Raw genomic sequence first — 13,060 nt, forward strand, 5'->3', positions numbered from 1 at the left:
AGTGTTCAGTCGTTTCGTGTCGGGAGAAATAAGTGGAACGTATAGTACAGGGACTGAAGAACACAACATTTCAGTTGTGGTTGATCTTGTTTGTTTTTTTATTTATGGGGATCGCTGTTTGCCTGATACTCAAAAACGACCCGACTCAATTTGGCATCACACCAGATTCTGTTTTACAGACAGCTTTGCTTTTCAGTTCCCTGATCCTGACTGGAGGGTTGCTCCTTTTTATTTTACTTTTGTTCATTACAACCTATTTCTTTGGCAAGAAAGCTTATCGGAGGGTTAAGGCTCAAACCACGAATAAGTCCTCTTCGACTCAGAAAATAAAAAAATGTGATTCCTCCGCACAGGTAACAGTTCGGAAGCTGAAAAAATATCTACATACACGCTACAACTTATTCTGGCGCCGTAAAGTCCGTCTTCTTCTGATTACCGGCGATGAGGCGGCCATCGAACAGCTGGTTCCTGGCCTGCAGGAAAACCAGTGGCTTGAAGGCAACCGTACCGTACTGATTTATGGCGGTAGTCTGGCTGCTGACCCGGACAAGGAAAAATACACCGCCCTGCGTAAATTGCGCCGAGGGCGTCCACTGGACGGGATTGTCCGGGTCATGCCTCAGTCGCTTAACCTGACTCCGCAAATCAGTGACAACGACCTTCGTGGGCTGGAAAAAATCAGTGAGCTGCTGCGCTATTCCGCTCCGGTCTGGCTGTGGCAGTTGTGCGGCAGCAACTGGTCGCAGGATACGCGTCCTGAACAGACGGTAGGGGCCAGTTTCCCGCTACGTGCTAAGCCTGACGATATTACCCGTCAGCTTGAACTGATGCTGCCGACACTGCGGACGCAGGGTGTGAGTCAGGTCGCTGAGAACAACGGCCACGATTTCCTGCTGCGCCTGGGTCAGTACCTCAAAGACGGCGGTATCGTCCGCTGGACTCAGCAACTGGTGCCATGGCTGTCTGGTTCTCAGCAGCGTGTCCCGCTGCGTGGCTTGATGTTCAGCCTGCCGGAGAACAATCCTGTTGATACGTCAGAGGGGGCAGCAGCTGACCCTGAGAAATTTATCCCCGAATCACAACGCCATGCGCTGACCCTGCCAGCAACCTGGCAGGGCATTGTGGATGAGTGCACCCGTGTACGTGGCCGCCGTGTCGGTATGGCGTGGGAGCAGACCCTTGCCTGGACACTGATGACCATCATCGGTGTCTGGGGCGCGGGAATACTGCTGTCGTTCGCGGTCAACCGTATGCAGATAGTCTCTGTTGCCGGGCAGGCGCATGCTCTGGTGGAGCATCCTTCTGTATCGGATTACCAGCTGACGGCCCTGCATACGCTGCGTAATGACGCCGGCCGCCTGCAGCACCGTATTCAGGAAGGCGCGCCCTGGTATCAGCGTTTTGGTCTGGACCATAACCAGCAGTTGCTCGACGCGATGCTGCCCTGGTACGGCGTGGCGAACAACCGTTTGATACGTGACGCGGCAAATGAGGCGCTTAAGCAGAAGCTCAGCGCGCTGGCTGGCTCCGCTCCCGGCAGCGACCAGCGGGCACAGCTGGCGAAACCCGGTTATGACCAGCTGAAAGCCTGGCTGATGATGGCCCGGCCGGATAAAGCCGACGGCGCGTTTTACGCGCAGACCATGAAAGCCGTGCAGCCGACGCGGATGGGCATTTCAACCGGCCTGTGGCAAAGCCTGTCGCCGGATTTGTGGGCCTTCTACATTACCGAACTGCCAAAGCAGCCGCAGTGGAAAATCACCCCTGATGCCCAACTGGTCAGCCAGAGCCGCCAGGTGCTGTTGCAGCAGATTGGCCGCCGCAATGCGGAAAGCACCCTGTACGAAAACATGCTCAAATCCGTGCGTCGTAACTTTGCCGATGTCTCTCTGGAGGACATGGCCAGCGGTACAGATGCTCGCCGTCTGTTCACTACCGACGAAGTCGTACCGGGGATGTTCACTCGTCAGGCCTGGGAAGGTGGCATTCAGCAGGCCATCGAGAAGGCGGCAACGTCGCGCCGGGATGAAATTGACTGGGTGCTGAGCGACAGCCGTAAGGCCGTCTCCTCAGACCTGTCGCCGGAGGCACTGAAAGCACGTCTCACCCAGCGCTACTTCACCGACTTTGCCGGCAGCTGGCTGAGCTTCCTTAACAGTCTGCGACTTAATCCGGCGAACAACATTGCGGACGTTACCGACCAGCTGACGCTGATGAGCGATGTCCGCCAGTCGCCACTGATTGCCCTGATGAATACCCTCGCCTGGCAGGGACAGACCGGCCAGCAAAGCGAAGGCCTTTCGGATTCCATCATCAAATCGGCTAAAGACCTGGTGGGCGGGAAAGACAAACCTGCGATTGACCAGTCTGCGTCGGGGCCGCAGGGACCGCTGGATGAAACCTTTGGCCCGCTGCTTCAGCTTCTGGGTAAAAACAAAGGCAGCAACGTCATGTCGGCAGACAACTCCCTGAGCCTTCAGACGTATCTGACCCGTATCACCCGCGTGCGTCTGCGGCTGCAGCAGGTGGCCAGCGCTTCTGACCCGCAGGCGATGATGCAGACCCTGGCGCAGACCGTATTCCAGGGTAAAAGCGTGGACCTCACCGACACCCAGCAATATGGCAGCCTGATTTCGGCAAGTCTTGGTGAGGAGTGGAGCAGTTTTGGCAGCACAATGTTTGTGCAGCCGCTGACCCAGGCATGGGAGACCGTGCTTCAGCCGTCGGCAGCCAGCCTGAATGATAAATGGAGCCGCTCGATTGTCGCGAACTGGCAAACTGCCTTTGACGGACGTTTCCCGTTTGCCGCCAGCAAAAGTGATGCCTCATTACCGATGCTGGCTGAATTTGTGCGCAAGGACAGCGGACGTATTGAGCGCTTCCTGTCGACAGAGCTCAGCGGTGTGTTGCACAAAGAGGGCAGCCAGTGGGTGCCGGATAAGGTCAACAGCCAGGGACTGAACTTTAATCCGGCCTTCCTGCGGGCTATTAATCAACTGAGCCAGCTGTCAGACATTCTGTTCACCGATGGCAGCCAGGGCATCAGCTTTGAGCTGCAGGCCCGTCCTGTGCCGCAGGTGGTGGAAACCCAGTTGACCATTGATGGACAAAAACTGCACTACTTCAACCAGATGGCCGACTGGCAAAGCTTCCGCTGGCCGGGAGATACCTACAAACCGGGGACAATGCTGACCTGGACCACAGTCAACGCCGGTGCGCGCCTGTTTGGGGATTACAGTGGGACCTGGGGCTTTATTCGCTGGCTGGACCAGGGCAAGCGTGCGCAGCTTGACCGCAGCCAGTGGATGATGAGCTTTACCGCCCCGGATGGTCGCACCCTGCAGTGGGGGCTGCGCTCACAACTCGGAAAAGGTCCGCTGGCGCTGCTGGAACTGCGTGGTTTCACGCTGCCGGATCAGATATTCAGTGTCGACAGCGCGGCCACCGCTCAGGCGCTTATGGCTAATACGGGAAACAATGACATGGAGGGTGTCGAATAATGAGCACACTGCATAATCTGGTTGCCGTCTGTCAGGCTGACGAAACTCAGCAGCGGCAGCAGGCGCAGATACGTACGGAAAACTGGCAACCCTGGCTTGCTCCGGTGAGCGTTGCCCGTCCGACTGGGGAAGACCCGGGATATGACGATGATTTTCAGCGTATCCGTGAAGAGGTCAATAAGCTCTCCGGCATTGATACTGTGCTGATATGCACGCTTGCCGAAAAGTTACTGACCAACGTGGCTAAAGATATCCGGGTTGCGACTTATTACTGCTGGGCTCGCCTGCACCAGGATGGCGAAGCTGGTTTTGCCGAAGGGCTTGAACTGCTGGCGGGATTACTGCAGCGCTACGGTATGCAGCTTTACCCACAGCGGGACCGCAGTCGTAAGGCCGCTCTGGAATGGCTCGCCGGTACCCGTGTGCTGGACAGTTTGTCACTGTACCCGGAGGTCGTAGGCGAGGATGCACAGCGTACCACCGGGGCGCTACTGCTCATCACTGACAGTCTGGAAACAGAGCCTGAAGCGTCACGGCCGGAGCTCAATGCACTATACAGTGCTCTGGAGTCCCGCCTGATGAAAGGCGGGGGCGTGGATGCAGTGGTACCGCAGAACGCCAGCAGTCAGACACGTGCGCAGCAATCATCTCACACGACAGAGCAGGATGCGCCAGTGCTGGGTCGCATCACCTCCGGTCAGGATTTACTGGCCCAGGCTCGCACCCTGACGGGGTATCTGCGTGAACAACCCGGTGGTTGGCTTGCGGCGCATCGTCTGATGAAAAGTCTGCGTCATGACACGCTGAGCGCTATTCCGGCACCGGATGCTGAAGGGAAAACGCGCATCGAACCGCCGCGGGCTGACCAGCGTGCCATGCTCAAACGTCTGTACCTGCAACAGAGCTGGCTGGAGATACTGGAGCAGGCAGACAGCACCTTCTCGCGCGGTGCCAACCACCTCTGGCTGGATTTGCAGTGGTATATCCACCAGGCACTGATTAAATCGGGGCAGGATGTACTGGCCGATATCATCGTTGCAGACCTGAAAGGACTGCTGCGCCGCCTTACCGGTCTTGAAACCCTGGCCTTTAATGACGGTACGCCGTTTGCCGATGAGGTCACGTTGAACTGGATAAACCAGAGCGTGCTGGACGATATGTCCGGCTGGCGGGATGAGCCGGTCAGTGCCGCCAGCACGGAGGACAACGATATTCTGGCGCTCGAACCTGAGGCACTGGAGAAAGCGGACAGCGAAGGTCTTGATACCACACTCCACTGGCTGCAGACCCGGCCTGGTACGGACTCCACAAAAGACAAATGGCTGCTGCGCCTGCTGATGGCCCGCATAGCAGAGCAGAAGGGCAAAAATGAGCTGGCTATGCATCTGCTTGGTGAACTCGATGGAGCAGCTCAATCCATCACCCTCACGCAGTGGACACCAACACTGCTCTTTGAAGTGAAATCACGTCGCCTCAGACTGCTGCGCATGAAAGCCACACGCAGTGAAACCGATAAATCACGGCTTCAACCGGAGATGGACCAGCTTCTGGCAGGTTTGATTGCGCTCGATCCGGCAAGCAGTGCAGTGCTTTGCGGGTAACAACACCTGGCATACCTCTAAAACACAAATATTCAGGTTCTTATGGATGATTTAACCCTGCGTTATTATGACGCTGAAATGCGCTACCTTCTGGAAGCCGGTGAAGAGTTTGCTCGTGCTCACCCCGAGCAGGCGGCAATGCTCAATCTCGATAAAGCGGGCGCGCGCGACCCGTACGTGGAGCGTCTGTTTGAAGGCTTTGCTTTCCTGATGGGGCGTCTTCGCGAGAAGCTTGATGACGATCTGCCAGAACTGACCGAAGGGCTGGTCAGCCTGCTGTGGCCGCATTACCTGCGCACCATCCCGTCGATGTCGGTGGTGGAGTTCACTCCCGACTGGGGTGAGATGAAAGAGCCGATGCGCATCGTCAAAGGCTTTGAGGTGAACTCGCGACCGATCGGTGAGAAGGGTACGCGTTGCCGGTACACCACGACCAAAGAGATTACCCTTCAGCCATTGTCGCTTGAGAGTGCCCGACTGGCGACCGATCCGGATGGCCGTTCGGTCATCACGCTGCGCTTTAACTGCAGCCATCTCGCCGACTGGAGCCGTGTCGATCTCAGCCAGCTCCCGTTCTACTTTAACGCTGATGCACCGCTGGCCTGCGCCATGCATGAAGCCTTCACCATGAACACGGCGCGCCTCTGGCTGCGGATGCCGGGCGACATGGACAGAAGACCGCTCGACGGGTATTTCACCGCGCTGGGTTTTGGCGATGATGACGACCTGTGGCCGAAGGGAAGCAGCAGCTTTAGCGGCTATCAGCTGCTGCTGGAGTATTTCACCTTCCGTGAGAAATTCATGTTTACTGGCCTGCGTGGGCTGGAGACCGTGGCCTTTCCGGCAGAGCTCCCCTGGTTTGAAATCGACGTGGTACTGTCGGAACGCTGGGAGCATGATTTCAGCTTTACCGAAAAGCATCTGCGCCTGAACTGTGTGCCGGTGATAAACCTCTTCCCGCTGGAATCCGACCCGCTGACGCTCAATTCATTGCAGACCGAATATATGCTGCGCCCGATGCGCGTGCAGGACGGTCATACCGAGATATACGCGGTGGATTCGGTGATGTCATCGAGCCATCATACCTACGTGCCGTTCTCCAGCTTCCGCCACAAGGGTGGGATGATGCGCCATGAGGCCCCGGAATATTACTACCACACCCGCGTGCGCCGCGGTCCGTCCGGGCTGCATAACACCTGGCTTATCCTCGGCGGCGAAGCGTTTGATAACCACACGGTGCCGGAGGATGAAAGCCTGTCGCTGACGCTCACGGGCACCAACGGACAGCTACCTCGCCGTGCACTGCAGAGCACCGTGCTTGATACGGTGATGAAAACCACCTCGACCAGTATCGCCGTCCGTAACCTGTGTGCGCCGACGTTACCCTGTTATCCCCCGGCGCAGGACCGTTTCCACTGGCGCGTGCTGAGCCATCTCGGCAGCGGATTTCTGTCGATGATGGATAATGCCGATGTGCTGCGTGGCACGCTGGCGCTGTACGAGTGGACTGACAGCGAGATGAACCGCCGCCGTCTGGAAGCCATCATTGACGTGAAGCACAGCGAAACCGAGCGTTTCGAGCAGGGCTACCTGGTACGCGGCGTGCAGATTGAGGTGACGCTGGACAGCCACGGTTTTGCCGGACGCGGCGACATCTGCCTGTTCGGCGAGATGTTGAGCCGCTTCTTCGCGCTCTACACTGACATCTATCTGTTTAACCGCCTGATTATTATCCTGCGACCAACCGGAGAGCGCCTGGAATGGGAAGAGAAGCACAACCGCCGCATTCCCGGCTGACACCGAGGCTGGAGGCCGCTCTTAACCGGATAAACTTTTACCGTTTCTGCCAGTTGCTGGAGAAAGAGAATCCGGACCGGCCGCTGATGGGCTCAACCAGCCATCCCGGTGACGACCCGGTGCGATTTGCACCACACCCCGGGATGGGCTTTCCGGCGAGCGAACTCAAGGCCGTGGAGTATGACGAAGAGGATGACAGTAAACCACCGCTCATCCGCGCCACGTTTATGGGCATGTACGGCGTGGATTCGCCGCTGCCAACCGCCTATCTCGACGACATTACCCAGCGCCGGGAAGGGCATGAGGCGCTACAGGGCTTTCTGGATATCTTCAGCCACCGCATCCTGACGCAGTTTTATCGGATCTGGCGAAAATATTCCTACCCGGCCACATTCGAGCCTGGCGGGACTGACAGCATTTCGCAGTCGTTGCTGGGTCTGGTTGGGCTGGGCATTCCGGGCACCGCAGAGCACATCGCCACGCCGGTATCGCGCTTTCTGTCGCTGCTTGGCGTACTGCAGCAGCCAGGTAAAACCCAGGAGGGGATGCAGGCGCTGGTGAGCCTGCTGGCACCGGATACCACCGTACAGGTTAGCCCGTACTGCCTGCGGCCGGTGGAGGTCAGTCAGCCGCTGGGCTTTTATGGCGATGAAGATTTTCTGCTGGACGGCAATACGCCGCTCGGTAACGAAGCAATGGATGCCAGCAGCCAACTGCTGATTGCGCTCAGGACGGATAACGAACAGGAAGCGCAGGGCTGGAAGCCGGACAGTCTGCTGTATCAGGACTTTCTGGTGATGCTGCGTGTCTATCTGGGCTGGCGCTTTAAGGCAAAAATCACCCTGACCACCCGCACCCGGCTGCTGGCCGCGCCGCCCCTTGGCGAAGGCCCATTCTGGCTGGGGATGAATGGCGTGCTGGGCGCGGAAGACGAAGTTCTCCCGGATGATATCCCGAAGACCTATACGACCGAACTGGGCTATTACACCGGCCTGCAGCCCGCGAAAACACAACAAGGAAACCGACGTGTCACGTACAAGTTTAACTAAAACCGCGCGCTGGATGATGCCTCTCATGGCGCTTATTCTGACTGGTTGCGGGGTGACGCAGATCGTTACCGACGGTACCAAATCGGCGTTTAATTCTGTGTTCTATAAAAAAATTAAAATCCTGCATCTGGATTTCACCGCGCGCGAAGCTCTGAACACCGACTCTCGCGAAAATAACTCGCTGTCTGAGCCTGTCGTGGTCAGGGTTTACCAGCTCAAAGACCGCAAAACCTTTGATAAGACGGTTTATCAGCAATTGCTTCAGGATGATGCCAGCATTCTGAAAGACGACATGCTGGCCAGTCGTAATATCGTGGTAAAACCGGGGGGGGATGCAAGCCTTGATATGCCGATGGAAGAAGAGGCGCAGTTTGTCGCGGTAGTGGGGCTGTTTCGTCATCCGGACATGACCAACGAAACATGGAAGCAGGTTATCAAGCGCAGCGATCTGGATCCCGATAAACCGCGCATTCTTGAAGCCGGCGAGAACCATCTGACGCTGCAACCGCTTAAGGACGACTGATGCCCCAGGGACATAACACGCCTTCGCTGTATGAAATGCTAACCGGAAATTTTAGCGGTGGCCTCGACCTTAAACAGGTCAGTGAAGAAAACCAGGTCATCCTTTCGGTTCTGGACAACATGCAGCGCGTTCTCAACTGTCGCGCCGGCACGCTGGCGCATCTGCCTGATTACGGGCTGCCAGATATGACGAAAATCCTGCAGGGGATGCCCGGAACGGCCCATGAGCTCATGGGCACATTGGCTGCCGTTCTGCTCAAATATGAGCCACGCCTGAAAAAAATAGACGTTGTTCTGCTGGAGCAGAACATTCCCGGCGAGCTGCGCTATACCATTGACGCTGAACTTAAAGGGATTGGCCTGGTGCGCTACGGGACTGAGTTTATGCCCGAAGGTCGGGTCCTGTTGCGGCATCTCAGGCAACAGCAGTATCTCGACACAACACCTCGTATATAAGGTCAGTTAACACCATGTCAGTAAAATCACAGTTCCTGAAGAAGCTGCAGGCGCGACAACCTTCACCTGTTCCCGCAGTTAGCAAGAGTCAGGCTGATATTGCAGCGTTTCGCCAGCGAATGGCTCAGCTCCAGGATCAAATGGACGCGTGGCTGACAGATACCGGACTGAATGCAGAGCCACTGGCGGTATATGTTCCGGACCTGCTGGTGGAGGGGGGGGGCTTTTGATATTTCCGGTATCGTCCTGCGTTATGGTAACCGGGCGGTTAAGTTTATGCCGATATTCCTGTATGGACAGGGAGTTGCAGGCTGTGTCGAAGTGACTTTTTTTTCCGGGTACAGCGCGATTTCTCAAGGACGCCTGTTCATGCGGGTGGGGAGTGTATATGACTGGATCTTTACTCCCCCTGATACATCACCTCAGTCAGGACAACTATTTGATGAAGGTGTTTTTTTCGGTCTGATTTTAGCGCTGCTGCCCTAGCATTAACATTCATTCCTTTATTAGTCATTGCGTTTCTACACGCAAAATTGCTTTACACATCAACTGACGATATTAACCGACACGGATATGCAGGCCCTGCAGAATGACCAAACATATAACGTTAAAAACCGGCGGCGACCCGCGTACGCTGTCAGATTATGCCGCCCTCCGCGATGAACTCAGTAAGCTTACACATCCTGCTCGCCCTGATGTGAACTGGCAATATGTCCAAAGACTCTGTCTCTCAATGTTTGAACAGAACGGTGTGGAGTTGCAGACAGCAGCCTGGTACGCCCTTGCCCGTACTCACCTGTCTGGATTAGCTGGCCTGAATGAAGGGCTGGCGATTCTGGAGGCCCTGATTAGCCGCCAGTGGGGAACCTTATGGCCGAAGACACAACACGCTCGTATGGAAATCCTTAGCGGCCTGAGCCAGCGCCTGCAGCAGCGCATGCGTATGCTTCCATTCAACAGCAGCCATCTAAGTGAGCTTTATCGTGCTGAAGCGTTACTTACCAGCCTGAGCGCGGTGCTCCAGCGCCTTGAGCTTAAACACCTTAGCCAGCTCGATACGTTACGAGCGTTAATACGTTCAAATGCTGAACGGCTGGAAAGCAGTAATGAGACGTCCGATTTGAATGTGAACATGAAGCCCGATAGCGAATCGCCTCTGGAGAAAGCCGAACCGATCGAAGAGGTGAAATGGGTATATGTGGTGCATCAGGAAAATCAGCCTAATGGAGAGGAGCGCACGACAGCCCCCGTGCCTGTCAGACAGTGGAAGCCCTTTTTTGTCGGGATGTGTTCCACGCTGGTGGTTTGTATCGCTGCGGCGTGGGGATGGGTTTCTTTGTCCAGACCCGACCCCCTGGTGACTCAGGCTTTTGCCTCTCTGGCTCCGTTACCTGAAGTGCTCACGACTGTGCAGCAAAACGCGTTAACACTGCGAGGTAGTTTACCGTCCACTTTTATCGCAGACACTCAGCAGCAGCTTGCCCGCCTGGATAAACTGCCTCCTGACTGGAATATTTCCTACAGCCTTCAGCTGTTAAAGCAGCTCCAGACATTATGGCCGGAGGAGGCGAAACTGCTCACAATGCAGTGGCAGCAAAAATTTAACGCGGCAGCGTTACCTGTCGACGCAATGAACAGCTGGCATCAGGGAATGATGACGCTTCAACAACTGAGTCATCGGCTGAGTAGCCTGGACGAGCAAAAAGGAAAATACATCACGGTAAGCGAGCTTAAATCGGTAGTTTTTTCGACTATACAGTCATTTAACCAGACGATACCGGCTGAAGAACAACTCAGGCGCCTGTCACAGCATCCAGCAGGAGATGCGCTTCCTGAAGCAGAAAAGACTCAACTGGAGTTGCGTCTTAAACAGCTGGCAACGCGTTACGCTCAAATAAAACAGGATTCTTCTGCTCATTGAATTCTGGCGGTGGACAAACGAATGTACTGGAAAAAGCGGGAGGGTAAAGTGTCCCCTGCAGGAATCGAACCTGCAACTAGCCCTTAGGAGGGGCTCGTTATATCCATTTAACTAAGGGGACGAGGCGGCACGAGTATAGCCTTATTTACACTTTGCGTTAAGCGCATCGCCGCCTGACTGCTCAAAGAGTCACCATTCAGGTCGATTTTTTTGTCGATTTATCATCATTTTCCCTTGCCTTAAGCTCAGCTTTGCGTTTGTTCGACATGTCGTTACGAATTTGGGCATGGCTTAACAGCGCGAAGATAAACGTTCCGCCGCAAATGTTTCCCGCCAGCGTCGGAAGGGCAAACGGCCAGAAGAAATCGCTCCAGTGAAGCGTACCGTTAAAGACCAGATAGAGGATTTCAACGGTACCGACCACAATATGCGTGGTGTCCGCCAGCGCAATTAGCCAGGTCATCAATATGATCACCACAATTTTGGCGCTTCCCGCTGAAGGAAACATCCAGACCATCGTGGCGATAATCCAGCCAGAGATGATGGCGTTTGAGAACATCTCGACCGGCGTGTTTTTCATTACGTCCATGCCGATTTTCACAAACGCATCCCGGGTGGGTTCATCAAAGATCGGCATATATTCAAACGCCCATGCCGCGATGCCCGTGCCAATGATATTACCCAGCAGAACCACGCTCCAGAGCCGCATCAATAAGCCGAAATTACCGAGTGTGGGGTTTTGCATCACCGGCAGAACGGCGGTCACCGTGTTTTCGGTAAACAGCTGCTGGCGGGCCATGATGACAATAATAAAGCCGAAGGTATAGCCGAGGTTTTCCAGTAAAAATCCACCGGGCACGCCTTCCAGCTGCACATGAAATATCCCTTTCGCAAGCAGAGATGCGCCCATTGATAGCCCGGCAGCGATGGCTGACCAGAAGAGGGCCATCGCGTCGCGCTCCATCTCTTTTTCACCATCCTGGCGTATATGCTCGTGGATGGCCATTGCGCGGGAGGGGAGGCGATCTTCATCAATTTCTATCTTCTCGCCGCGCGCCTTCTCCTCGCTTTCAATTTCAAGCTCCTCATTGCTCTCGCCAATTTTTTCTTCGCCTACATCTTTCATATCTGCTCCCGGAGGTTGATCTTTCTGTTAAGCGTAGCGGCTTTTGTCGGGATGCCTGTGGGGATGCTCTTAATTTGGCTGCAATGACAACAAAGGTGATACATCTCTTTCAAAGACATTATAAAATTGCCAGCGAAACGAATTCCTAAAGCCAGGCTATGCTGAGATCAGAGTCACGGTGATTACTGCCCGTAATTGTGCTCATAGACATCGGTAAACGTGCTGTTACAATCGCTTGCACGTTTACAGACGGAGCGTCAACGGCTCCGTTACGGATGGCAATCAACGATAGCCATACTGAACAGGGAGATATTTATGAAACTTCGGCTGTCGGCGCTTGCGCTTGGCGCGACGATGCTTGTGGGCTGCGCCAGCTCCGGTGAGCAAACGGGACGCTCCGATCCTCTCGAAGGATTTAACCGCTCAATGTATAGCTTCAACTACAACGTACTGGACCCGTATGTGGTTCGTCCGGTGGCAGTAGCATGGCGCGATTATGTTCCACAACCTGCGCGTAACGGGTTAAGTAACTTTACCAGCAACCTCGAAGAGCCTGCGGTCATGGTGAACTACTTCCTGCAGGGCGACCCGTATCAGGGGATGGTCCACTTTACCCGCTTCTTCCTGAACTCCATTCTGGGGATGGGTGGCTTTATTGATGTTGCAGGTATGGCTAACCAGAAACTGCAGCGTGAACAGCCGCACCGTTTCGGCAGCACGATGGGACACTATGGCGTCGGATATGGTCCGTACGTGCATTTACCGTTCTACGGTAGTTTCACCCTCCGTGATGATGGCGGCGATATGGTGGATACGCTGTATCCGGTCCTGTCGTGGCTGACCTGGCCGCTGTCGGTGGGTAAATGGACGGTGGAAGGAATTGAAACCCGCGCGCAACTGCTCGACTCTGATGGTCTGCTGCGCCAGTCTTCTGACCCATACATTATGGTGCGTGAAGCGTACTTCCAGAATCATGACTTTATTGCCAACGGCGGCAAGCTGAAGCCGGAAGAGAATCCAAACGCGAAGGCGATCGAAAACGAACTAAAAGATATCGATTCGGAGTAAATAAAAAAGGTGAGCAATGC

10 protein-coding genes and 1 tRNA gene are annotated in these 13,060 nt (G+C 55.2%); 9 read left to right on the forward strand and 2 right to left on the reverse strand.

Annotation, left to right across the window (positions count from 1 at the left end; translation table 11 throughout):
• The first annotated feature begins 32 nt into the window (after positions 1–32).
• From UTM25_RS03915 to UTM25_RS03950, 8 genes are all read left to right on the forward strand, one after another.
• On the forward strand, positions 33–3,500 hold the full coding sequence (locus UTM25_RS03915; RefSeq protein ID WP_414146745.1) for an ImcF-related family protein: 3,468 nt from the start codon (positions 33–35) through the stop codon (positions 3,498–3,500).
• Positions 3,500–5,101, forward strand: a complete 1,602-nt coding sequence (gene tssA, locus UTM25_RS03920) for a type VI secretion system protein TssA (protein ID WP_320714326.1) — start codon at positions 3,500–3,502, stop codon at positions 5,099–5,101. The genes UTM25_RS03915 and tssA overlap by 1 nt, the downstream gene beginning before the upstream one ends.
• A gap of 42 nt (positions 5,102–5,143) precedes the next feature.
• Entirely contained in the window at positions 5,144–6,898 is a 1,755-nt protein-coding gene (tssF, locus tag UTM25_RS03925; protein WP_320714327.1) for a type VI secretion system baseplate subunit TssF, read from the forward strand.
• Positions 6,862–7,947, forward strand: coding sequence for a type VI secretion system baseplate subunit TssG (gene tssG, locus UTM25_RS03930; RefSeq protein WP_194400328.1), 1,086 nt, complete (start codon positions 6,862–6,864; stop codon positions 7,945–7,947). Before tssF ends, tssG begins: the two co-directional genes overlap by 37 nt.
• Entirely contained in the window at positions 7,925–8,470 is a 546-nt protein-coding gene (gene tssJ / locus UTM25_RS03935; RefSeq protein WP_194400330.1) for a type VI secretion system lipoprotein TssJ, read from the forward strand. Before tssG ends, tssJ begins: the two co-directional genes overlap by 23 nt.
• A complete protein-coding gene (gene tssE, locus UTM25_RS03940) occupies positions 8,470–8,925 on the forward strand; it encodes a type VI secretion system baseplate subunit TssE (protein ID WP_194400332.1) in 456 nt (151 codons plus the stop codon). Before tssJ ends, tssE begins: the two co-directional genes overlap by 1 nt.
• 14 nt (positions 8,926–8,939) lie before the next feature.
• On the forward strand, positions 8,940–9,155 hold the full coding sequence (locus tag UTM25_RS03945; protein ID WP_320714330.1) for a hypothetical protein: 216 nt from the start codon (positions 8,940–8,942) through the stop codon (positions 9,153–9,155).
• 359 nt (positions 9,156–9,514) lie between these two features.
• Positions 9,515–10,846: a VasL domain-containing protein gene (locus UTM25_RS03950; RefSeq protein WP_194400334.1), complete on the forward strand. Its 1,332-nt coding sequence runs from the start codon at positions 9,515–9,517 to the stop codon at positions 10,844–10,846.
• A gap of 49 nt (positions 10,847–10,895) precedes the next feature.
• Here UTM25_RS03950 and UTM25_RS03955 read toward each other — a convergent pair.
• Positions 10,896–10,967 (reverse strand) — tRNA-Arg (locus tag UTM25_RS03955).
• Positions 10,968–11,042: 75 nt separating this feature from the next.
• Positions 11,043–11,972, reverse strand: coding sequence for a formate/nitrite transporter family protein (locus UTM25_RS03960; protein ID WP_194400336.1), 930 nt, complete (start codon positions 11,970–11,972; stop codon positions 11,043–11,045).
• A 315-nt stretch (positions 11,973–12,287) separates the two neighbouring features.
• Here UTM25_RS03960 and mlaA point away from each other — a divergent pair, with 315 nt between their 5' ends.
• Positions 12,288–13,040 carry a phospholipid-binding lipoprotein MlaA gene (gene mlaA / locus UTM25_RS03965; RefSeq protein ID WP_023312585.1) on the forward strand — a complete coding sequence of 251 codons (753 nt, stop codon included), beginning with the start codon at positions 12,288–12,290 and terminating at the stop codon, positions 13,038–13,040.
• Positions 13,041–13,060: the final 20 nt, after the last annotated feature.

It is taken from the genome of Enterobacter sp. 61D5, assembly GCF_034107965.1.
Lineage (GTDB): Bacteria > Pseudomonadota > Gammaproteobacteria > Enterobacterales > Enterobacteriaceae > Enterobacter > Enterobacter cloacae_M.

Coding starts and splice junctions, on each gene's coding strand:
- tssG (WP_194400328.1), top strand. CDS start 6,862: ATGGGAAGAGAAGCACAACCGCCGCATTCCCGGCTGACACCGAGGCTG.
- tssF (WP_320714327.1), top strand. CDS start 5,144: ATGGATGATTTAACCCTGCGTTATTATGACGCTGAAATGCGCTACCTT.
- tssE (WP_194400332.1), top strand. CDS start 8,470: ATGCCCCAGGGACATAACACGCCTTCGCTGTATGAAATGCTAACCGGA.
- tssA (WP_320714326.1), top strand. CDS start 3,500: ATGAGCACACTGCATAATCTGGTTGCCGTCTGTCAGGCTGACGAAACT.
- UTM25_RS03960 (WP_194400336.1), bottom strand. CDS start 11,972: ATGAAAGATGTAGGCGAAGAAAAAATTGGCGAGAGCAATGAGGAGCTT.
- UTM25_RS03950 (WP_194400334.1), top strand. CDS start 9,515: ATGACCAAACATATAACGTTAAAAACCGGCGGCGACCCGCGTACGCTG.
- mlaA (WP_023312585.1), top strand. CDS start 12,288: ATGAAACTTCGGCTGTCGGCGCTTGCGCTTGGCGCGACGATGCTTGTG.
- UTM25_RS03945 (WP_320714330.1), top strand. CDS start 8,940: ATGTCAGTAAAATCACAGTTCCTGAAGAAGCTGCAGGCGCGACAACCT.